This window comes from Brevibacterium metallidurans (assembly GCF_037101285.1).
In the GTDB taxonomy this organism is placed as follows: Bacteria; Actinomycetota; Actinomycetes; order Actinomycetales; family Brevibacteriaceae; genus Brevibacterium; species Brevibacterium metallidurans.
Window position 1 is genome coordinate 76,674 of sequence record NZ_BAAAAF010000013.1, and the last position, 21,887, is coordinate 98,560.

Consider the following 21,887-nt stretch of genomic DNA (forward strand, 5'->3'; position numbering starts at 1 on the left):
TTTCTCTCCGGTGTACAGACGTAGGCTCAACACCGGTTGCTACGACTCGACTCCGAGACGCCATCGGGTTGCTCCGTTCGCCAACTACTGCTGTAAATGGATGCTACCCGAGGTGGGTGTGATTCTATGCGGAGCCATGCGGGAAATATTCGACACTCAGTTGGCTGCTCACAGACGGCAGTGCTTTCGTGAGTCAATGGTGAATGACGAACGGCCCCTGCCGAGAAGGCAGGGGCCGTGAAGCAGACGGGTCAGCGGACGGGGCCGGTGAACTTCTCTCCGGGGCCCTGGCCGGGCTGGTCGGGAATCGACGAGGCCTCGCGGAAGGCGAGCTGCAGGCTGCGCAGGCCGTCGCGCAGCGGGCGCGCGTGGTGGTCGCCGATGACGGTGGCGGCACCGGTGACGAGGCCGGCGAGGGCCGTGATGAGCTTGCGCGCCTCGTCGAGGTCGATGAGGTCGGCGGCGGACTGCTCGGGAGTGTCCTCGGCGAGGCCGACCTTGACGGCGGCAGCGGACATGAGATGGACGGCCGTGGACGTGATGATCTCGACGGCGGGCACCTCGGCGATGTCGCGGGTGACGTCGGCGACCGCCTCGGCGGCGTTGGGGTCTTGAGAGGTCATGGGACTACTCTGGCACATCCCGGCGGACGGAGTGGCGGGAAGGGGTGCCGATGTGCGAAGAGTCATGAAGCGTAGTACACTTAATACGGTGCGAAGCGGAGTCTGACTCCCACCTGGATCGCGACGAGCGATCGGGTCCGAAGATCTACTGCAGGTCTCACCTCGGCGAACGTCGGGTTGAGTGCGGCGGATCGAGGTGTATTCACGGAAGATCCCATGGTCTCATGGCCACGGTGATCGTGTGTGCAGGCTCCCTTGGCATTCGTGTCGATGGGAGCCTTTTTCATTGCCGCGAAACCATTTGAGCTAAAAAGGAGTGAACACATCAGCGAGACGCGCATCAATGACCGGATTCGGGTTCCCGAGGTCCGGTTGGTCGGACCCAATGGTGAACAGGTCGGTATCGTTGCCATTCGCAAGGCACTCGATCTCGCCCGAGAGGCAGATCTCGATCTCGTCGAGGTCGCCCCGCAGGCGAAACCCCCCGTGGCCAAGCTCATGGACTACGGGAAGTACAAGTACGAATCTGCCCAGAAGGCCAGGGAAGCCCGGAAGAACCAGGCGAACACCGCGCTGAAGGAGATCCGCTTCCGTCTCAAGATCGACGAACACGATTACGAGACGAAGAAGGGTCACGTGACGCGGTTCCTGTCCGGCGGCGACAAGGTCAAGGTCATGATCATGTTCCGCGGGCGCGAGCAGTCCCGTCCCGAGATGGGCATCAAGCTGCTCAACCGTTTGGCCGAAGATGTGTCGGACCTCGGCACCGTCGAATCCGCCCCCCGGGTCGACGGCCGCAACATGGTGATGGTCATCGCTCCTCACAAGTCCAAATCCGACGCCAAGGCCGAAGCCCGCAAGGCATCCACCGATGCCAAGGGCCGCAGTCCTGAAGTGAAGTCCCGACGTGATCGAGTCGCTGCGGAGAAGAACGCAGCGCCCGAGGCGTGAGAAGTAGGTAACGAATCGCCGGATCCCCGTGATCCGGCGGGTGAAGTAGTTGTGGGTGCTTGAGCGCCTGCAGCGAAATGCAAAGGAGAACGGCACCATGCCGAAGCAGAAGACGAACAGCAGCGCCAAGAAGCGCATGCGTGTGACCGGCACTGGCAAGATCATGCGTGAAGGCGTGAACAACCAGCACAAGTTCGAGGGCAAGTCCTCGAGCCGCAAGCGTCGCGTCGGTACGGACCAGGTCCTCACCGGCGGAGACCGCGCCATGGCCCGCAAGCTTCTGGGCAAGCTCAAGGGACGCTGACCCCTCCGGGTCCGTGCGACCCTCAGTGTCTCAGTGACACCAGGGTCCACCTCAGCTTGAACCAGACTCCGGCACCGCCGGAAGAAACGAATCGAAGGAGTAACACGTGGCACGTGTGAAGAGGGCAGTCAACGCCCACAAGAAGCGCCGGGTCATCCTCGACCGGGCAAGCGGCTACCGCGGACAGCGCTCGCGCCTGTACCGCAAGGCCAAGGAACAGGTCATCCACTCGCTGGTCTACAGCTACCGTGACCGCCGCGCTCGCAAGGGTGACTTCCGTCGCCTCTGGATCCAGCGCATCAACGCCGGCGCCCGCGCCAACGGCATGACGTACAACCGCTTCATCCAGGGCCTCAAGGCCGCTGGCATCGAGGTCGACCGTCGCATGCTCGCCGAGCTCGCCGTCAACGACGCAGCGACATTTGCCCACCTCGTCAAGTTGGCCAAGGACGCCCTCCCGACCGACGTCAACGCCGCGAAGACCCCGGCCGCCTGACGTCCGCTCGGACAGACTCTTCCACAGCGGCCCCGACCCGATCGTTCATTCGATCCGGCGGGGCCGCTGTCCTGTCCGGGGCGTCTTCACCACCCGCTCGACCCATCGATCAGAAGGCCAGCCATGAAGCTTCCCGACGTCATCTCCTCGCCGAACTCCAAGCGCATCAGGAACGCGGCGAAGCTGCTCAACCGCCGAGGTCGTCGCGCCGCGGGCATGTTCCTCGCCGAAGGTCCCCAGGCCGTCCGTGAGGCGCTGGCCACCGAGGGAGCCGTCGATGAGCTCTTCCTCACCGAGGCGGCCGCCGAGTCCCACCCCGAGTTCGTCGAAGCCGCTACCGGCGGGCGGGTCTTCCTGTCGATCGTCACCGAGGAGGTGCTCACCGAGCTCGCCTCGACCGTGAACTCCCAGGGGGTCGTCGCCGTGTGCCGTACCCTCGACGTCGACCTCACTTCGGTCGTGACGAAGGATGCGCAGCTCATCGTCGTCCTCTCCCAGGTCCGCGACCCGGGCAATGCGGGAACGATCATCCGCCTCGCCGATGCCGCCGGTGCCGATGCCGTCGTGCTCACCTCCTCGAGCGTCGACGTCTACAACGACAAGACCGTCCGCTCGACCGCCGGCTCTCTGTTCCACATTCCCGTCGTCATCGGCGTCGGCCTGCCCGAGGTGACCGAGCTCGCTCGTGCCCGCGGCCTCCAGGTGCTCGCCGCCGACGGCAACGACGCCGCCCACGACCTCCACCATCCGTGGGAGTCCGGGCTCGACCTCTCCGCCCGCACCGCGTGGGTCTTCGGCAACGAGGCCTGGGGGATGCGGCCGGAGGACCTCGAGGTCACCGACGCCTCGGTGGCGGTGCCGATCTACGGCCAGGCCGAGAGCCTCAACCTCGCCACCGCCGCCGGCATCTGCATCTACGAAACTGCGCGCAACCAGCGGATGTAGCGGGGAGGGGCGCCGCGGTGGTCTGGTCGCGCCGCTCGTTCCACGCGGCGAAGGGTCGCCCGCGCTCGATCCACGCGCAGCACGAAATCCGCGTCGCGGGCGACGCGGATTTCCGGCGCGGCGTGGATCGGCATGATGCGGCGTTCGGCGGAGCGTCGATTTTCCGACCAACCGTTGATCGAGAGGCGCTCGAACTGCGCCAAGCCTCACCGATGGCGGACCCAGCGTCCTCTCTGCCAATCGTCCTCACTGTCGCCACCCGGCGGTCACTGAGCCGCGAGCCTGTGTACACGCTGCGTCAGCGCGCACCGATAGTCTGCACCCATGACGACCGCCGCACCGAAGCCGCCGACCATCGACCATGTGAACCTGGCCGAAGGCCTCCTCGGCGACATCGGGCCCGAGGAATTCCTCGAAGGACTCGACTTCACCGACCTCGACCTCGCCGCGGTGGATGCGAGTGATACGACGTTCCTCGACTCCGCGTTCACCCGGGTGACGTTCGGCGACGCCGAGGCGCACGCCGACTTCACGGGCGTGCGCCTCTCCGGCGTCCGCCTCGTCGACTCCCGTGCCGACACCCTGACGATGCCGCGAGCGAATGTCCTCCACACGGAGATCAGCGGCTGCCGGATCGGGGCCGGGGTGTGCTTCGACAGTGTGTGGGAGAAGGTCGTCATCGAGAACTGTCGGATCTCCTACCTCAACCTCCGCTCGGCGAAGCTCACCGATGTCGAGTTCCGCGGATGCACGATCGACGAACTCGACCTCGGCATGGGCACGGCGAAACGCGTGGCGTTCCCGGAGACGACGATCGCCGACCTCCAGCTCGAAGGGGCAAACCTCGGCAGCGTCGACCTGCGCGGACTCGCACCTCGGCGGATCTCCGGCATCCACTCGCTCAAGGGCGCGACGATCGACGAACAACAGCTCATGGTCTTCGCCGACCTCTTCGCCCGCGAACTCGGGATCACCATCGAATAGGAGGGTGGGACGATAACGGTCGGCCACCTCGGCGAGGGACCGACCGACACCGTGCGACCTACCGGTCGCGGAGCTCCTCGATGAGGACGCGGACGTTCTCCGTGTAGTCGATGGGGGAGACGATGACCTGGACGCCGCCCTCGGTGAACGCGTCCTCGAACGCGTCGTGGAGGTCGTCGATGTCCTCGACGCGGCGACCCTTCGCCCCGTACGACTCGGCGTAGGCGACGAAATCGGGATTGCCGAACGTCATTCCGTAGTCCGGCAGTCCGTCGACGGCCTGCTTCCACCGGATCATCCCGTACGCGTTGTCCTCGAGGATGAGCACGACGAGGTCGAGGCCGAGGCGCACCGCGGTCTCCATCTCCTGACTGTTCATCATGAACCCGCCGTCGCCGCAGATCGCCATGACCCGGCACTCGGGATGCGTGAGCTTCGCCCCGATCGCGGAGGGCAGACCCGCCCCCATCGTCGCCAGCGCATTGTCGAGCAGCACGGTGTTCGCCCTGGTGGTGCGGTAGTTGCGGGCGAACCAGATCTTGTACATCCCGTTGTCGAGCGCGAGGATCCCGTCGACTGGCATGACCCGGCGGACCTCGTGGACGATCCGCTGCGGTGTGAACCGCTCCTCGAGCGAACCCTCCTCGATCTTCTCAAGGATCTCCTCCCGCATAGGCAGCAGCGCCCCGGCGTTGGGGACCTGCCACTCGAGCATGTCGCCGAGGCGCATGAGCGTGGGCCCGAGATCGCCGACCGCCTCGTACTGGGGGAAGTAGACCTGCTCGACGACCGCGGGCCGGAACCCGAGGTGGACGACGGTGGGTCCATGCTCGCTCATCGTGAACGGCGGCTTCTCCGTCGTGTCATGGCCGATCGTAACGATGACATCGGCCTGCTCGATCGCGTCATGGACGTAGTCGCGCTCCGTCAGCGCGGCCGTTCCCATGTAGAGACCGGTCGAGCCCGACACCGTGCCCTTGCCCATCTGCGTCGTGACATAGGGGATGCCGACGCGGGGGACGAACTCGGCCAGCGGCCAACTGCAGTCAGCCCGGGAAGCGTCGGCGCCGAGCACGAGCAGCGGTCGCTTCGCGTTGCGGATGACCTCGGCCGCGGCGATGAGCGCGTCGTTCGACGGTGTGGGCCGCTGGATCGGGTGAGGAGGAATGAGGTCGTAATGGGCGACGAGGGAGCCGGCGACATCCTCGGGGAGTTCGAGATGGACAGGACCAGGACGCTCGTCGACGGCGACGCGGAAGGCCTCACGGACCATGGTCGGAATCATCCGCGGCGACATGATCTGATGCGTCGACTTCGTCAGGGGACCCATCGCGGCGACGGTGTTGACGATCTGGAAGCGGGCCTGCTCGGCGGAGAGGATGCCCTTCTGCCCGGTGATCATCACCATCGGCATCCCACCCAGCTGCGCGTACGCCGCGCCGGTCGCGAGGTTGAGGGCACCGGGACCGAGCGTCGTCAGACACACACCCGGGCGTCCCGTGAGGCGACCGTAGGTCGCGGCCATGAACGCGGCGGCCTGCTCGTGCCGGGTGATGACGAGTTCGATGCTCGACCGTCTCAGGGAGTCGAGGAAGTCGAGGTTCTCCTCGCCCGGGATCCCGAAGATCCGTTCGACACCCTCGTTCTCGAGGGCACGGACCATGACATCGGACGCTTTGACTGGGGCAACGCTCTCATTCGTCATCATTCTCCGACAGTAACCCCTGTGGCCGTTCCAGGCACTGACTTCTCGGTCACAGGACTAGGCGGTCGGACGGGACAGACGACCGCCTCGGCGCGGGACGGATGGACGGACACCCGATCACGGCCCGCCACCTGGACGACCGCCCGACCCGGTTAAGCAGAGGCGATAGACTGATCTGCGGCAGAGAGGCGTTCGCCTGACCAGACGAATGCCGTGATCACAGCAGCCGACGAAGGACATCGATGACAGACCAGCTCGACCCCTTGGACGAGACAGCCGTGCAGGCTGCCGTGGACACGGCACTGACCGCCTTCGCGGACGCCGCGACCCTTGAGGACCTCAAGACGGCGAAGATCGATTTCATGGGCGACAAGGCCCCACTGGCGCTGGCGAACCGGGCGATCGGCGGCCTCGACAAGGCCGACAAGGCCGCCGCCGGCAAGATCGTCGGCAAGTCCCGCGGACTGGTGAAGAAGGCCCACGACGACCGCCTGGCCGAACTCGAAGCCGAACGCGATGCCGCCGTCCTCGTCGAGGAGTCCATCGACGTCACCCTGCCCAGCGACCGGCGCGGCCTCGGCGCTCGCCACCCGCTCGCCCTCATCCAGGAACAGGCGGCGGACTACTTCATCGGCCTCGGCTGGGAGGTGGCCGAGGGCCCGGAGATCGAAGCCGAATGGCTCAACTTCGATGCGCTGAACTTCGGCCCCGACCATCCGGCCCGGCAGATGCAGGACACGTTCTTCGTCGATCCGCCCGAAGCCGGCCTCGTCCTGCGCACCCACACCTCACCCGTCCAGTCGCGGTCCCTGCTCGAACGCGGCGTGCCACTCTACGTCGTGTGCCCCGGCAAGACGTTCCGCACCGACGAGCTCGACGCCACCCACACCCCGGTCTTCCACCAGATCGAAGGCATCGCCATCGACAAGGGCCTGACCATGGCGAACCTCCAGGGCACCCTCGACGGCTTCGCCCGCGAGATGTTCGGGCCCGAGTCGCGGACCCGACTGCGCCCGAGCTTCTTCCCGTTCACCGAACCGAGCGCGGAGATGGACTTCTGGTTCCCCAACAAGGTCGGCGGTCCGGGCTGGATCGAATGGGGCGGCTGCGGCATGGTCCACCCCAATGTGCTCCGCGCCGCCGGCATCGACCCCGAGGTCTACCAGGGCTTCGCCTTCGGCATGGGCATCGAGCGCACGCTCATGCTCCGCGAGGGCATCAATGACATGCACGACATGGTCGAAGGCGATGTGCGCTTCTCGGCCCGTTTCGGAATGAAGGCTTGATACATGCGCGTCCCACTCTCCTGGCTGGCTGACTACGTCGACTACCCGGCCGACACCGACCCGCACGCCCTCGCCGCGCAGTTCGCCGCGATCGGACTCGAAGAGGAGGATTTCTTCGCCGCCGAGGTGACCGGACCCCTCGTCGTCGGCCGTGTCCTCGAGCTGACCAAGGAAGAGCACAAGAACGGCAAGACCGTCAACTGGTGCCGCGTCGACGTCGGTCCCGAACACAACGAGGCCGCCGACGACCCGAAGGACCCGCAGCCCGGTGAGGAGCGTCCGAGCCGCGGCATCATCTGCGGTGCCCACAACTTCGAGCCCGGCGACCTCGTGGTCGTCTCCCTGCCCGGAGTCGTCCTGCCCGGTGACTTCCACATCGCCGCCCGCAAGACCTACGGTCACACCTCGGACGGGATGATCTGCTCGACCGCTGAGCTCGGCCTCGGCGACGATCACGGCGGCATCATCGTGCTCACCGACTTCGGTCTCACCGGCGAGCCCGGCGACGACGCGATCGCCCTCCTCGGCCTCGACGACGTCACCCTCGACGTCAACGTCACCCCCGACCGCGGCTATCAGCTCTCGATGCGCGGCATCGCCCGTGAGTACGCCCAGATGAAGGGCCAGACCTTCACCGATTTCGGCAGCCCCGCAGTCGCCGAGGTGAACGGTCCCACCGCTGACGGGTTCCCTGTCGTCATCGACGACATCCGCCCCATCGACGGCGTGCCCGGCTGCGATGTCTTCACGGCACTCCAGGTCACCGGCATCGACCCGACCAGGGCGACCCCGTACTGGATGCGCCACCGCCTCCTCGAGGCGGGCATGCGCCCGATCAGCCTCACCGTCGACATCACGAACTACGTCATGCTCGAACTCGGGCAGCCGCTGCACGCCTACGACACGGCGCTGCTCGGCGAGGAGATCGTCGTCCGTCGCGCCGAGGCAGGGGAGACGTTCACGACTCTCGATGACATCGAGCGCACCCTCGACGCCGAGGACCTCCTCATCACCGACCGCAGCGCGGACGGGTCGTCGAAGATCATCGGCCTGGCCGGAGTCATGGGCGGCGCCGCCGTCGAGGTCAGCGACCAGACGACCGACGTCGTCATCGAGGCCGCCCACTTCGACCCGATCTCGATCGCGCGCACCTCGCGCCGGCACAAGCTCTCCTCGGAGGCCTCGCGTCGCTTCGAACGCGGTGTCGATCCGACGCTAGGACCGGTCGCGGCCAGGCGCTGTGCGGATCTCCTCGTCGAGCTCGCCGGCGGCACGCTCAGTGCCGCGACCACGCAGATCGGTGAGGCACCGGCTCCGACGGTCATCGACCTCGCCGTGGACCGGGTGTCCGCTGTCGTCGGTGTCGACTACACCCCTGCCGAGGTGGTGTCCCTCCTCGAGGGCATCGGCGCCGACGTCGACGACCTCGGTGACGGGGTCCTGCGTGTCACGATTCCAAGCTGGCGTCCCGACCTCACCGCGGACATCGACCTCGTCGAGGAGGTCGCCCGAACCGGCGGCTACGACCGGATTCCCTCGATCCAGCCGGCCGCTCGTGCCGGTTCCGGACTCACCGAGGCGCAGCGGGCCCGGCGTCGGATCTCGAACCTTCTCACCGCGGACGGGTTCACGGAGGCCTACAGCTACCCTTTCACCTCGGCGAAGCGCGATGACGACCTGCGGCTCGAGGCCGACGATCCGCGCCGCCAGCACATCCGGCTCGCGAACCCGATGTCCGAGGATCTGCCGCTCATGCGCACGACCCTGCTCTCGACGCTGCTCGATGTTGCGGTGCGCAACTTCGGTCGCGGAGCCAAGGACGTCGCGCTCTTCGAGGCCGGGCTCGTCTCGACCGCGGTGGGTCTGCCGGGCAAGCCTGGACCGCGGTTCCTGCCGGGCTACCATCCCACCGAGGCCGAGCTCGAGGAGATCTACGCCTCGGTGCCTGCCCAGCCGTACCATTTCGCCGGTGTCGTCGCCGGTCACGTCGAGTTCCCCGGCCTCTGGGGCAAGGGCCGTCGCGCGGAGGCGACCGACGTCATCGACATCGTCCGCAGGATCGCTGCGATCAGCGGTGTCGGTGTGAGCGTCGCAGCCGAACGGGGTGCCCCGTGGCATCCGGGTCGGGCGGCGACGTTCACGCTCGCCGACGGTGAGGTTCTCGGGTCCGCCGGTGAGCTGCACCCGAAGGTGTGCGAGAACCTCGGGCTGCCGGCCCGCACGGTCGCCTTCGAGATCGATCTTGACGCCCTTCTTGCGCAGGCTGACCTGCGGACCTGGGACGGCGCGCTGTCGACGTACCCGGTGTCCCGCCAGGATGTCGCGCTCGTCGTCGATGAGGATCTGCCTGCGCAGACGCTCGAGGCGACGCTCGTCGAGGGAGCGGGTGCGGATCTCGAGGGCATCGAGATCTTCGACCTCTACACCGGCGACCAGCTGCCCGAGGGCAAGAAGTCGCTCGCGTTCCGTCTGACCTTCCGGGCGCCGGATCGCACGCTCAAGGCCGATGAGGCCTCGGCGATGCGTGAGGCGGCGACGGCCTTGGCCGCCGAACGCCACGGAGCGGTCGTCCGAGGCTGAACCGTCCGCGTGCCGGCCGACCTGCTGGGTCGGCCGGCTGACCTGTCCGATCGACCGCTGACCCTGAGGAGTCCCGACCATGAGTGAGAAGCTTCCCTACGGCACGCACCTGCCTGCCGGTGACGGCGCCGCTGAGGCGACTGCGGTTCCGGCGGAGACGATCGCGCTCGTCACCGGTGGGGCACGGGGCATCGGCCGGCACCTCGCCGAGGCGTTCGCCCGCGCCGGCTATCGTGTCGTCGTCACAGCAACCTCGGCGATCAAGGCGCGGGAGGCCGCCGCGGAGATCGCGGGGGAGACCGGTGGGAAGGCGACCGGGTTCGGGCTCACCGTCGATGATCCCGCCTCGGTGGCTGAGCTCAAGGCCGCGATGACCGGGCTGGAGGCGGAGACCGGGCAGCGACTGCAGGTGCTCGTCAACAACGCCGGGCGCATCGAGTCGACCGAAGGACCGCTCTGGGACGCCGACCCGGAGAGTCTCGCGGGGGTCGTCGGGGCGAACGTCCTCGGTGTCGCGCTCATGGTCAACGCGTTCGCGCCCGTCCTCATCGCCGCCGCCGAGACGACCGGGCGTCCCAGCCGCATCATCGACCTCAACTCGGGGTCGGGGGCGACGGGAACGCCGGCGTACGCGGCGTATTCGGCGTCGAAGGCGTCGCTTTTCCGCATCGCCGATTCCGTCGTCCACTTCGGACACGATCGGGGTCTGCGGATCTTCGAGATGGCGCCCGGCGTCGTCGAGACCGCGATGACGAAGTCGATGCCCGTCCACGACTTCCGCACCGAGGGCGACTGGACGACCCCCGACCAGGTCACGGGCCTGGCCTTGGCTTTGGCCTCGGGGTCGCTCGATGCGTTCACCGGCCGGTACGTCCGTGCCGGTGCGGACACCGAGGAGTCCCTCCGTACCGAGGCGGCCGCTGGCTTGTCGGATTCGACCCGTCGGCTCGTCCTCGGCTGACCTGGCTCCACCCGTGATCGCAGAGACCGCGCCGAACGCAGTGACTGCGTCGACCGCGTCGACCACAGTGTCCGCGCCGGCCGCAGTGACCGCACCGACCGCAGTGGCCGCGTCGACTGCGCCGCAGCCGGCTTCTCGGGGCGCGTCTCAGCAACCATCCGGTCGCTCAGCAACCCTGCGCCAGGTTGCTCAGGGCCCGGAAAGTAGCTCAAAACGGGTGCGAACGCTGCTCATCGACAACGCTGACTCGTTCACGTTCAATCTCTTCCATCTCCTCGCCGAGGTGAATGGCTGCGAGCCGGTCGTCGTGCCCAATGATTGGGCTGAGTATTCGTCGGCGGTTCTCGACGAGTTCGACAATGTCGTCATCTCGCCGGGGCCCGGGACGCCGGTGGTGCCGGCAGACTTCGGGATCTGTGCGGATGTCATTTCGCGCGCGGAGATCCCGGTGCTCGGTGTGTGCCTCGGTCATCAGGGGATCGCCTACGTCCACGGCGGGACGATCGCGCACGCACCCGAGCCTCGGCATGGGCGGGTCTCCGAGATTTCGCACTCAGGGACGGGTCTGTTCGAGGGGCTGCCGTCGCCGTTCGTGGCCGCGCGGTATCACTCGTTGGTTGTTGCTGAGCTGCCGGACGACCTTGAGCCGACTGCGTGGTCGGATGACGGTGTGCTCATGGGGCTCGCGCATAAAACGCGGCCGCAGTGGGGTGTGCAGTTCCATCCGGAGTCGATCGCGACAGAGCACGCGGCCGAGTTGCTGCGGAACTTTCGGCGGATGACTGAGGAGTGGTTGGCTGGGCAGGATTCGCCGCGCGCCAGTCGACAGAGCCTGTCGGATGATTTTCGTCCGGCTTCCGGAGAGCGCTTCATTCGCAACGAAGAGGTCGAGGACGTTGCTGGCGGCGTCGGCGACTCGGCAGTCCACGAGCAGCGGATGGTGACCCTGCATGTGCGCAAGTTGTCGATGAATGCCTCGTCTTCCGACGTCTTTACCGCACTATTCGCCGATAAGCCTGAAGCGGTGTGGCTTGACGGCAACATGCCGGGGCATCCGGATTCGCGATTTTCGACCATGGGTGCGCCAACCGGGCCGCTGAGTCGAGTGGTCACAGCAGACGTCCCCACGGGGACGGTTGAGGTGAGGTCAACCGACGAGACGGTGACTCTTCACTCCGGGTTCTTTGATTGGCTCAACGCTGACCTCCAAGCGACTGAGCTGGTGCAATCGCCGAAGGTTGCCGAGCTGCCATTCGCTTTCCGTCTGGGGTGGGTCGGATATCTCGGCTACGAGCTCAAAGCCGAGGTCGGTTCGCCGGGGAAGCACGCGTCCGAGCAACCGGATGCGCTGATGATGTTCTTGGACAGGGCGCTGGTCGTCGATCATGAACAAGGGAGTGTCTATCTCCTGGCGCTCAGCAGCGAAGGCGTGACTGAGGATGAGTGTGGAGCGTGGTTCGACGAGACCACTCGCCGGATCGATGCGATCGAGCCAGATCTGGACACGGCTAAGCCAGACTCCAGGGCGGTAGGACCAGCAGTACGCAGCCGTGAACCGGAAACGCTGACGGACTTTCCTCCGGAGCTGCAAGCACGGCATTCGCGTTCTGAGTATCTCGACCTCATTGCGGAAGCAAAGCGGCTGATCAACGACGGTGAGACGTACGAAGTATGTCTGACCAATATGTTGGAGATGCCGTGGACTCGAGACGCGCTGGAGACTTACGGGAATCTGAGACGAGACAACCCAACGCCGTTCGGAGCATTCCTCAAGTCGCCCAAGGTGAACGTACTCAGTACGTCGCCGGAGCGGTTTGTGAAGATCTCGGCGGGTGGCGTGGCAGAGTCGAAGCCGATCAAGGGCACGCGACCGCGGGGGAGTACCCCCGAGGAAGACGAAGCACTGAAGGCTGACCTGCATTCGTCGGTGAAGGATCGTTCGGAGAATCTCATGATCGTCGATCTCGTCCGTCACGATCTCGGCGTCACAGCTGAAATCGGCTCGGTCGAGGCCACAAAGCTCTTCGACGTCGAGACTTATGCGACGGTCCACCAGCTCGTCTCGACGATTCGATCCCAGTTGCGAGACACCGCGACATCCGTGGAGTGCATCCGAGCAGCATTCCCACCTGGATCTATGACTGGCGCGCCCAAGCAGCGCACAATGTCGATCATCGATGACCTCGAGCAGGGCCCCCGCGGTGTCTACAGCGGAGCCGTCGGCTTCTTCTCCCTCGACGGTGCCGTCGACCTCAGCGTGCTCATCCGCACTTCGGTATTGTCCGATGATCAACTCACCTATGGCGTAGGAGGAGCTATTGTGATACTTTCAAATTCATCCGATGAGTTTCGAGAAACGATTATTAAAACAAAGTCAATCGCGACAAGTTGATACATATTTCAAAAGTCTGAGGGCGTTTGGGTTATTTTCTTTTGAGTGATTGGATCAAATTCTCCAAGTCATTAATGTCCGACTGAGTGATTTTTGCGTCGCCGGGGCGGTGAACGATGCTATTTCGAAGTCGGAGGAGATGGCGAAACTCAATTTCATCATTATCCGAAATCAAGTCTCGACTGCTTAGGCGAGATATCGCGTCGCCTAAACTGGACGCATTCAACCCTGAAGACGGAGAAGCCTTTGCAATTCTCCCGAGTTCATGTTCTGCCGTTTGCCATTTATCCATAAAAGTATTCGAAAGCTCCAAAAATGAAGGTCCTGAACTGGAGCGAAATGCGTAGAGGTCGCGGTCAGAAATCAATCCGGATTGAAATCCTATTATTTGGGATTGTAGACGCGCTCGAGATGCAGCTCTGAATATCAAAAATGACAGCATATAGCAGCTAGAGAAAATCAGAGCGAAAGTGACCAGGAGGGATACTGTGTATGCATCTGCGGGGAACAGGTAGTATGCGGCGGTCAATCCTACCGCAATTACTGCTTGAAATACCGAAATAGATAGTAGCATCAATGAATACCGTCGCATTCGACGGAAATTGGTATCTTGAAATGATGTGCTCAATTCAAGAAGATTGGCAAGAGTGGCGCTATTGCGGCCGACTTCTTCAACACGTAAAACATCGGGTGGGCCAATTCGCTTCAAATCTGATTTAAGCAGGATTTCGAGGATGCGGTCTCTATAATTCGTTACAATTTCATCTAGTGTCGCCTGGGCGGCAGGGGTTAGTCGGTCATTGTTGAGGTCCATCTAGATCTCCTGCCAGTTCGAATTGCTGCTGATCTTTGTCTTCTTCGGCAAAATATATGATCCGAGATTTAAGCAAGCGCCCAAGACGAACGATGCCGTTGTTACGGCTACACTAAATGTAGTGCCAGTGACATTGTGAAATGCGGTCGTAGCAACCGAGTAAAATATTCCGGAACCACTGATTAGCGATGCGCCCAATACATTCATTACAATAGCGATTGTAGAAACCGATTTTACTTGGGTAATTGGTCGTTGGATGGCTCTCGCTGCTCGTCGGACCATCGAATTGGTAAATTGCTGTTCATTTAGATCTGAGTCTCGATGTTCGGCTTCTAGGCGCTCTGTCTCGGCTAGAAGTTTTTTGCCGTATATCTCCAGTTGTAGCTGGAGCTCAGTCGACGCGGCGATTGGAAGAACACTCGAACCTTGAACTTCAACGGAAATCATGTCAAGGTTCAGGTTATTTGTCGTAGAGGGGCGCTTGCTATGGTCTTCGTCGCCGTCACAGTCCAATGCGTCCTCCCTCAACTTCGATGTGTCGGTTAGCATACCCTACGACAGGCGGTCTACGCTACTGGCCATAGCCGTTGACGCTTCGATCTATTGTCAATTTGGTAGTTGACTTCGTTGAACCTACGTTTGTTCCGAGGCGACCACTCTAGAATATCTGCAACTTGTAGAGGTGTTAGGATTTGCGGTTGCAGTGCACACCAGTGGAACGATTATCCGTTCATTTTGTACCGATGTCCGGAAGGGGGAAAAGTTCGTCGAAAGTATTGGATTCCCGCAGGCCGCTCTTATGATTAACCTATCTGGTCAATTAATGGGCTTGGGTTTCGTGTCGACGGAGGCGATGTGGCACATACGCCTCCCGCTTCCCGTAGATCGTCAACGGCAGTATGTCGCGATCCGCGTGAACTGCGAGGGACCCTGTCGGCACCGAGAATACGTACCCAAGGACCACCGACGCCACGAACGCAACGATCGAGATCGCGAACGTGTTGAGGCCGACGACGTTCTGGACGTACCAGGCGAGCCCAGCCCCGAGTAGCAGGCCACACAGCACTCCGAAGGTGTTGGCCCGTTTCGTGAAGATCCCCAAGGCGAACACACCCGCGAGGGGGACGCCGAAGAGGCCGGTGATGCTGAGGAACAGATCCCACGTCTCCGCCTGATCGGTCGCGACCAGGTAGAGCGCCACAGCGACAGACGCAATCCCGACCGCAATGATGACGAACCTAGAGAATCCAACACCTGAACGCGGCTTCCCGCCTCGCGGCGGGAAGAATCGGTCGCGGATGTCGACGGTCACGCACGCCGAAATCGAGTTGAGACTCGACGAGATCGTCGACTGCGCCGCTGCGAAGATCGCCGCGATGAGCAGACCCGAGATCCCCGCCGGCAGCACCTTCACCGCGAAGTACGGCACGATCGCCGACGTATTGAAGTCGGCTGGCAACGCATCAGCATGCCGGTAGTAGCTGTAAAGCACAGTGCCGATCCCGTAGAACAGCGGAATCGTCAACAGTGCAAGGAATCTATTGACCATGAGCGACTTCGCTGTGCTCTTCGGCGAATCCGTGGTCTGATAGCGCTGCACCACATCCTGACTTGCTGTGTACTGGTGCAGATTGTTGAAGACCGACCCGAGGAAGATGATGGGGATCGCAGCAGCCGCCCCGCCGATCGTCCAGTTGTCGGCAGTGATGAACTTGCCGTCGGAAGCGGCATCAGCGGCGACAGTGGTCAGACCGCCGTCGATGGCAGCGATGCCGAAGATGAGGATGACTGCTGCGCCGACGAGGAGAATGATCGCCTGTGCAACGTCTGACCAGATCACTCCCTCCATCCCGCCGAGGAACGTGTAGATCACCGAGAGCACGCCGACGACCGCGGCAATGAGAACCGGGCTGATGTCCGTGACCGAACTGATCGCCAAGGTGGCCAGCAGATAGATGATGATCACGGCCCAATTGAGTCCGCCAAGCCCTGGAGCGTCCATGCCCCTCCTCGAAAATCGGACAGGACCCACGAAAGCGTGGGCCCTGCAACGAACACAGGAAGCGTTTCCTATGCCGAGAAGCTACCGGACGGACTCATTGGTGACAAGCAGGATTGCCTAATGGCAAGCGATTCTGTGCGTGAGGAGAGAGCGGCAGACCCATCATAGTTGTGCGCTTAGGCCGGTCAACGACGATCAGACGGCGGCCATCTCGTCCGCCATCATCCACTCGACGATCGCGGCCACGTGGGCGTCGACTGAGTCGATTGCAGGCAGGGGAGCGACTTCCGGCGGAACGAGCAGACCGATCTCCGTGCAGGAGAGCGCTACGGCATCGGCACCGCGGTCAGCCAGCGACTGCATGATCTCGATGTAGCGGCCGCGCGAGGCATCGGTCAACTTGCCCTGGGTGAGCTCATCCCAGATGATCTGATCGACCTCAAGGCACGTCACCTCGTCCGGAATCAGCGTCGTGATTCCCTGCGCCTCAAGGCGCTCGGTGTAGAAACCGTCGAGCATCGTCCACTTCGTTCCGAGGACAGCAAGCGTCGAGTACCCGCGCTCCTTCGCCATCGCTGCGATTGAGTCGACGATGTGAATGAGCGGCACGTCGACCGTCGCCTCAACGGTCGGTGCGGTCCTGTGCATGAGGTTCGTCGCGATCGCGACCGCCTCGGCGCCGCCATCGGCCAGACGCTGCCCGGTCGCCGCCAACGCAGCCGACGCACCCTCCCAGTCCTCGGCGATCTGGAAGTCGCGAATTCCCGAGAAGTCACAGGAGTCGAGGAGGATCTGCGCGGAGTGGTGACCGCCGAGGCGCTCGGCGACTGCCGCATTGATCTTCGTGTAGTACTCGATGCTCGAGTGCCAGCTCATCCCGCCCAGCAGTCCGATTCTCCGCACCGTCAATCTCCTCATCGTCCAAACCACCTGCCGCAGATCCGCGAACGGACAGGAACCCTGACCCGCAGACCCGCAACTCTTATGCCCTTCCAGTCTGAATCACCAAAGACCCGAGCAGTAGACCCACTTCCGACTGCCCTGGCATAAGATTGACTTATGTCACAGCAATTCGACCAGGCACTCGCCACCGGTGATCCGAAACGGCTTCTCCTTTTCGGCGCCATTGCCGACGCCGGCAGCCTCGGCGCTGCAGCCCGTGAGATCGGCTGGTCCCAGCCCGCCCTCTCCCAACACATGACCGCCCTCGAGAAGGTCCTCGGCGTCACCCTCTTCGAGCGCACTCCACGCGGTATCGTCCTCACCACCGCCGGCCAACTCGCCCTCATCCGCGCCACCGAGGTGGCCGCCTCGGTGACCGGACTCCGCCGCGACCTGTCCACGGCTTTCGGCCTCGGCGGGCGCAACGTCCGCCTCGCCGGCTTCCCGAGCTTCGTCATCGGACCACTGGCCGCCGCCCTCGGGACCTTGGAGACGAGCGCCGCCGACCAGCCCGACGCCGTTACCCGCCACTCGTACGAAGTCGTCGAAGCCGAACCGCCAGAGGCGCTGGTCCTCCTCGACAACGGCGCGATCGACGTCGCCTTCGTCTTCCACCACGAAGACGAAGATCCACCGCAGCTGGAGGGCGCAACGACGATCGACCTCGGCGAGGATCGACTCGACCTCCTCGTCCCCGAACGCTGGAACCGGGCGGGGCAGATACACACGCTCGCCGATGTCGCCGAACTGCCGTGGATCATGGGCTGCGACCGTTGTCGGTCGACCGCCGAGCGCCTCTGCCGGCGCGCCGGATTCGAACCGCGGACCCGACACATCACCGACAATCCCGGCGCAATCCAAGCCTTGGTGTCGAACAGCCTCGGCGTGGCCCTACTCCCGCAGAGCGCGCGACGCACGACTGCTGTCGACGGGATCGCCGCGATCTCGATCGCCGAGGTCGGCACCCGGCGCATCAGCGCCCTCGTCCCAGCCGAACTCGACGCGGCACCGGAGATCACCGACCTCCTCGGCGCCCTTCGAACTCTGAGCGCAGGGGAGAGGACAACTGGGACCTGATCAACCGCAAGACCCGATCCAACCAGACCCAACCCACACCGTCCCACCAAGACCCAGCCCACCCAAGCCCGCACCACCCAACGCACCTTCTGACCAGAGAGATCTCAGACTTCATCCACTAGGCTGGACACGCACACCGGACGCACCCCACGCCCACCCCGGACACGAACCAGCGACTCGGCACTGTCCCCGGAACGACAAGGAGCCTAGATGACGATCCTCTACTCCATCGGATTGGGTCTCATCAACGCTGTCATCGTCGGCTTCCTCGTCCGGCGGATGATGATCGTCGGCACCGGCGCCGCCCGCAACATCGTCGTCTCCCTCATCATGGGCCTCTCCATCTGGCCCATCACCCTCCAGGCATACAAGCTCCTCGGCATCTCCGAGGACAACACGTACCCGAGCCTGGACATGAGCTTCCCCGCAATCATGGTCTTCCTCCTCCTCTTCGCGTGGGCCATCGTCCTCCAGATGTTCGTCCTCCTCGCCATCGAACTCGTCATGCCCACCGGCACGCTGTCCTCCGTGCTGCGCTCGGCCCCGAAAATCCCCACCTGGTATCGCCGAGTCAATCGGCTGGCCCAAGTCCAGAAGATCCTCATCCAGTTCGGACTCGCCCGCTACCTCAAACCCCGCATCCCGACCCTGCGCGTGTCGCTGCGGGAGATCGCGGCGACGACCCGTGATGCGCTGGCGGCGGCCGGGGTGACGTTCGTCAAGCTCGGGCAGTTCATCGCCACCCGCGGCGACATGATCCCGCACGAGTTCGTCGAGGAGTTCTCCAAACTCCAGGCCGGCGTTCCCCCGGTTCCCTTCGCCGAGGTGAAAGGCCAGTTGGAGGCCCTGTGGGCTCGTCCCGTCGCCGAGGTGTTCGCTGAGTTCGACGAAGTCCCCCTCGCGGCCGCGTCGGTGGCCCAGGTTCACCGCGCAGTGACGTGGGAGGGTCAGGCTGTCGCGGTCAAGGTGCAACGGCCGAAGATCCGTCGGCAGGTCAAGGCCGATGCCGACATCGTGCTCACCCTGGCCGAGCGGCTCGAACGATCGACGGATTGGGCGAAGAAGGTCGGGGTCGTCAAGCTCGCGCACAGTTTCGTCGATTCGCTCATGGGGGAGCTCGACTACCGGGGCGAGCTCGCCCACATCGAGGCACTGCGGGAGGCCGACGAGGCGGGACGGTCGAAGTCGCTGCGTCCCTCCGTCGTGCAGATTCCCAATGTGTACCCCGAGCTGTCGGGGGAGTACGTCATCGTCATGGACCTCGTCGAGGGGGTGCCGCTGTCGCACGCCTCGGAGATCGTTAAGGATCTCTCGAGCATCGCCCGGGGTGAGATCGCGCAGGATCTCTTCCTCATGGTGGTCCGCCAGGTGCTCGGCAAGGGGATCTTCCACGCCGACCTGCACCCGGGCAATATCGTCGTCTCGTCCGCGGGGCGCGCTGGGCTCGTTGATTTCGGTGCGGTCGGGTTCATCGATAAACGGGATCGGCGAGCCATTGCGCTCCTGCTCATGGCCTTCGATTCGCAGAATTCGCAGGCGGCGACCGCGGCGATCCTCGAGCTGTTGGGGACCCCGAGTGATGTCGATCTGCGGGAGCTGCAGCGTGAGATCGGGCAGATCATGCTCAAGTACGGGGATGGCCGGCCAGGGTCGACCTCGGCGGCTCTCTTCGGGGAGCTCATCGACTTCGTTGTTGATTTCGGGTTCCCGATGCCGACGTCCGTGGCGACGGCATTCAGGGCGATCAGTACTCTTGAGGGCTCGATCATGAAGCTTGATCCGAGCCTCAACCTGCTCACGCTGGTGACCCGGAACGGGAAGGATCTGCTGCGTCAGGTCGGGGGATTGGGTGTTGATCGCAGTGAGTTGACGCTCTACTTCGCGGCGACGGTGCCGCAGATGGCCGAGCTGCCGGCGCAGGTCGCGCGGATCGCCGGACACCTGCAGGACGGGACTCTGGATGTCGGGACGAGTGGCCTGAATATCGATATGATCAAAAACTTGCTCAAGTCGACGGTCGAGCAGTTCATTCAGGTCATCGTCTCGACGGCGTTGATCCTCGGGGGAGTGATCCTCATGGCCGCGGACTTCGGGCCGCAGTTGGCGCCGGAGCTCAAGCTCTTCACGTACTTCGGGGCGTGGGTGCTGCTGGCCGGCAGTGTGCTCGCGGCGTTGGTGCTGGCGCCGGCGCTGCGGCAACGGATGGCGTGGGACTCGTTAGGGTAGTGGACGGCCGATCGCACTCCATGGTGCATGAAGGAGAGCCTTGGCGAAGAAGCTCGAGAGCGTGCCGAAAGTCTTTCGAAAGTTCGGAGAACTGGATACACCGACTGAGTTGCTGGACTACTTCGAACGACGGTCGGGACTGCTACGGTGTTTGGTATTAGCACAGAGCTCGTCGAGAACAGGAATCTTGTCGGACTTCGATGTTGGCTCAATGAGCCTGGCGAGGACCAGTTAGAAGAACGCCTCGTCATCGACGACATCGATGCTGAGCCTGTCGTAAGCAATGCGGATGGTTTCGATGAACAACCGTGATGCCGACCCCTTCACTCGCCGGCCCGAAGTCATCGAGACATTGCCGCCGGTCTCGAGATCGAGCGAGACGTGTCCGATTGTTTCGATGATCTTCGCGCGACCGGCTACTTCGAGGGATGCGAGATGGGCCAGGGTGTAGGCAGAGCCGAGGTATTCGACGACGGTGAGCTTGCCGTGGCGTTTCGTCACGATCTGGACCGCGGTTGCCACGCACGCGGACAGGGCTTTCCTTAGTCGCAGGCCCATACACTCGGCCTACGGACCCTACTAGTGTCCCAAATCCTTAAACCCCAACCCGTTGACCAGAAATAACCCCGTCAAATCGCTCAAAATCAGCCATCGTGAAGCAACGCAGTTTCTACCAATTCACTCCACGAGCCCCTGACCAGCATAAGCGACAAGAACATCACGAAATCAACGATCAGTTGTGGAAATCAGGTTCGTGGAGGAATCGGCGATATGCGGGCAGGGCCGAGGCTTTTTGGGTCATCTGTGCACGAGTTTCCAACTCCCAATAGCCTCGATCTATTAGTTTCTAGCTACTGGCGGGGTGCAGCACCTCTACCTGGGTGGGCCACTCTATTGGTGGTCGTTGACTTCGGAGTTCGACAACAGAGTCTCAACTAGACGATCTAAACGCGTCAAGAAGCCCTCGGAACGAAGCGCTTCTCTGATCAGAGATCTAGACTTTTGGAATCCGAACGATCCAATGTCAACCCTACTCGCCGCGCTTTCACACTTCTCCGCAAGGTTAACAAGTTCTAAATGAATTCGGGAATTTTCGGAGAAACTGGGTATTGGTAACATCCATACGTATTTTGTGAAATCCCGAGGCCCCATTAAGCCATCCGACTGATAAATCGATACCATCTTGGTGGTTACGGGTGCATTAAGAACTGCGGTTAGGTAGCGCGCCTCGCTAATACCTCCGACAGGAATCCACAATAATTTCTGTTCTACAAGCTGCCCGGGGCGACTATTCCGCACAGCGGCGAGTGTATTTCCCGATGTTGAATAGAACACCCTATGTTTAGTGGGTCTGAGTTGACGAGCCAGTTTGTTGTGCATGTTGAGGTTTTCAATAAACGTCAGCTTGCTCTGAGCGGTTTTGTTTGCTTCCCACAGGTCGTTTACTCTCTTCCACCACCGTCGAAAGGACTCGGCGATGTCAAGGCGTCGAAGCAACATGGGGCTCGCCGGCGAGCAGTCGAGCGAATGCCTCGGTGGGCGTGAGATAGCCCAGTCGGCGGCGGGGTCGATTGTTGATCTCCTCGGCGATGGTGGTGA

Annotated in this window: 17 protein-coding genes and 2 pseudogenes; 11 read left to right on the forward strand and 8 right to left on the reverse strand. The window is 63.2% G+C overall.

Features of this window, described 5'->3' with window-relative positions; genetic code table 11:
- Positions 1-251: 251 nt before the first annotated feature.
- Positions 252-623, reverse strand: coding sequence for a DUF1844 domain-containing protein (locus tag AACX88_RS14265; protein WP_259864647.1), 372 nt, complete (start codon positions 621-623; stop codon positions 252-254).
- 270 nt (positions 624-893) lie between these two features.
- On the opposite strand from AACX88_RS14265, the gene infC reads away from it, so the two are divergent.
- The 4 genes from infC (at position 894) to AACX88_RS14285 (ending at position 3,319) form a co-directional block, all read left to right on the forward strand.
- A complete protein-coding gene (gene infC, locus AACX88_RS14270) occupies positions 894-1,574 on the forward strand; it encodes a translation initiation factor IF-3 (RefSeq protein WP_193338712.1) in 681 nt (226 codons plus the stop codon).
- Positions 1,575-1,671: 97 nt separating this feature from the next.
- The gene (gene rpmI / locus AACX88_RS14275) at positions 1,672-1,878 is read left to right on the forward strand and encodes a 50S ribosomal protein L35 (RefSeq protein WP_193338689.1); all 207 of its coding nucleotides are present in this window, start codon (positions 1,672-1,674) and stop codon (positions 1,876-1,878) included.
- Positions 1,879-1,984: 106 nt separating this feature from the next.
- Entirely contained in the window at positions 1,985-2,374 is a 390-nt protein-coding gene (gene rplT / locus AACX88_RS14280; RefSeq protein WP_259864648.1) for a 50S ribosomal protein L20, read from the forward strand.
- A gap of 123 nt (positions 2,375-2,497) precedes the next feature.
- The gene (locus AACX88_RS14285) at positions 2,498-3,319 is read left to right on the forward strand and encodes a TrmH family RNA methyltransferase (protein WP_259864651.1); all 822 of its coding nucleotides are present in this window, start codon (positions 2,498-2,500) and stop codon (positions 3,317-3,319) included.
- Here the strand turns inward: AACX88_RS14285 and AACX88_RS14290 are convergent.
- Positions 3,289-3,522, reverse strand: a complete 234-nt coding sequence (locus tag AACX88_RS14290) for a hypothetical protein (protein WP_259864652.1) — start codon at positions 3,520-3,522, stop codon at positions 3,289-3,291. The two genes, AACX88_RS14285 and AACX88_RS14290, sit on opposite strands and share 31 nt — an antisense overlap.
- Positions 3,523-3,643: 121 nt before the next feature.
- On the opposite strand from AACX88_RS14290, the gene AACX88_RS14295 reads away from it, so the two are divergent.
- Positions 3,644-4,303 (forward strand): pentapeptide repeat-containing protein, encoded by a 660-nt coding sequence (locus AACX88_RS14295; RefSeq protein ID WP_339393571.1) that lies wholly within the window; start codon positions 3,644-3,646, stop codon positions 4,301-4,303.
- Positions 4,304-4,361: 58 nt separating this feature from the next.
- On the opposite strand, the gene AACX88_RS14300 is transcribed toward AACX88_RS14295, so the two are convergent.
- Positions 4,362-6,011, reverse strand: coding sequence for an acetolactate synthase large subunit (locus AACX88_RS14300; protein WP_259864654.1), 1,650 nt, complete (start codon positions 6,009-6,011; stop codon positions 4,362-4,364).
- Between the two features lie 239 nt (positions 6,012-6,250).
- Here AACX88_RS14300 and pheS point away from each other — a divergent pair, with 239 nt between their 5' ends.
- The 4 genes from pheS (at position 6,251) to pabB (ending at position 13,227) form a co-directional block, all read left to right on the forward strand.
- A complete protein-coding gene (gene pheS / locus AACX88_RS14305) occupies positions 6,251-7,294 on the forward strand; it encodes a phenylalanine--tRNA ligase subunit alpha (RefSeq protein WP_259864655.1) in 1,044 nt (347 codons plus the stop codon).
- Positions 7,295-7,297: 3 nt separating this feature from the next.
- Positions 7,298-9,874 (forward strand): phenylalanine--tRNA ligase subunit beta, encoded by a 2,577-nt coding sequence (gene pheT / locus AACX88_RS14310; RefSeq protein WP_259864656.1) that lies wholly within the window; start codon positions 7,298-7,300, stop codon positions 9,872-9,874.
- Between the two features lie 79 nt (positions 9,875-9,953).
- The gene (locus tag AACX88_RS14315; protein WP_259864657.1) at positions 9,954-10,835 is read left to right on the forward strand and encodes an SDR family NAD(P)-dependent oxidoreductase; all 882 of its coding nucleotides are present in this window, start codon (positions 9,954-9,956) and stop codon (positions 10,833-10,835) included.
- A gap of 217 nt (positions 10,836-11,052) precedes the next feature.
- Positions 11,053-13,227 carry an aminodeoxychorismate synthase component I gene (pabB, locus tag AACX88_RS14320; RefSeq protein WP_339393572.1) on the forward strand — a complete coding sequence of 725 codons (2,175 nt, stop codon included), beginning with the start codon at positions 11,053-11,055 and terminating at the stop codon, positions 13,225-13,227.
- A gap of 31 nt (positions 13,228-13,258) precedes the next feature.
- Here pabB and AACX88_RS14325 read toward each other — a convergent pair whose 3' ends face one another.
- The 3 genes from AACX88_RS14325 to AACX88_RS14335 all read right to left on the reverse strand — a co-directional run bounded on the left by AACX88_RS14325 (position 13,259) and on the right by AACX88_RS14335 (position 16,946).
- The gene (locus tag AACX88_RS14325) at positions 13,259-14,041 is read right to left on the reverse strand and encodes a hypothetical protein (RefSeq protein WP_259864659.1); all 783 of its coding nucleotides are present in this window, start codon (positions 14,039-14,041) and stop codon (positions 13,259-13,261) included.
- A gap of 820 nt (positions 14,042-14,861) precedes the next feature.
- Positions 14,862-16,007: a sodium:solute symporter family transporter gene (locus AACX88_RS14330; RefSeq protein WP_339393573.1), complete on the reverse strand. Its 1,146-nt coding sequence runs from the start codon at positions 16,005-16,007 to the stop codon at positions 14,862-14,864.
- A gap of 231 nt (positions 16,008-16,238) precedes the next feature.
- Positions 16,239-16,946 carry an aspartate/glutamate racemase family protein gene (locus AACX88_RS14335; protein WP_259864401.1) on the reverse strand — a complete coding sequence of 236 codons (708 nt, stop codon included), beginning with the start codon at positions 16,944-16,946 and terminating at the stop codon, positions 16,239-16,241.
- Positions 16,947-17,102: 156 nt separating this feature from the next.
- Between AACX88_RS14335 and AACX88_RS14340 the strand changes: the two genes are divergently transcribed.
- Both AACX88_RS14340 and AACX88_RS14345 read left to right on the forward strand, forming a co-directional pair.
- Positions 17,103-18,062, forward strand: coding sequence for a LysR family transcriptional regulator (locus AACX88_RS14340; RefSeq protein ID WP_259864407.1), 960 nt, complete (start codon positions 17,103-17,105; stop codon positions 18,060-18,062).
- A gap of 210 nt (positions 18,063-18,272) precedes the next feature.
- Positions 18,273-20,288, forward strand: coding sequence for an ABC1 kinase family protein (locus tag AACX88_RS14345; protein WP_339393574.1), 2,016 nt, complete (start codon positions 18,273-18,275; stop codon positions 20,286-20,288).
- A gap of 138 nt (positions 20,289-20,426) precedes the next feature.
- Here AACX88_RS14345 and AACX88_RS17695 read toward each other — a convergent pair.
- A pseudogene (locus tag AACX88_RS17695) lies at positions 20,427-20,846 on the reverse strand (IS1634 family transposase); the annotation flags it as partial.
- A 922-nt stretch (positions 20,847-21,768) separates the two neighbouring features.
- A pseudogene (locus tag AACX88_RS17700) lies at positions 21,769-21,887 on the reverse strand (IS30 family transposase); the annotation flags it as partial.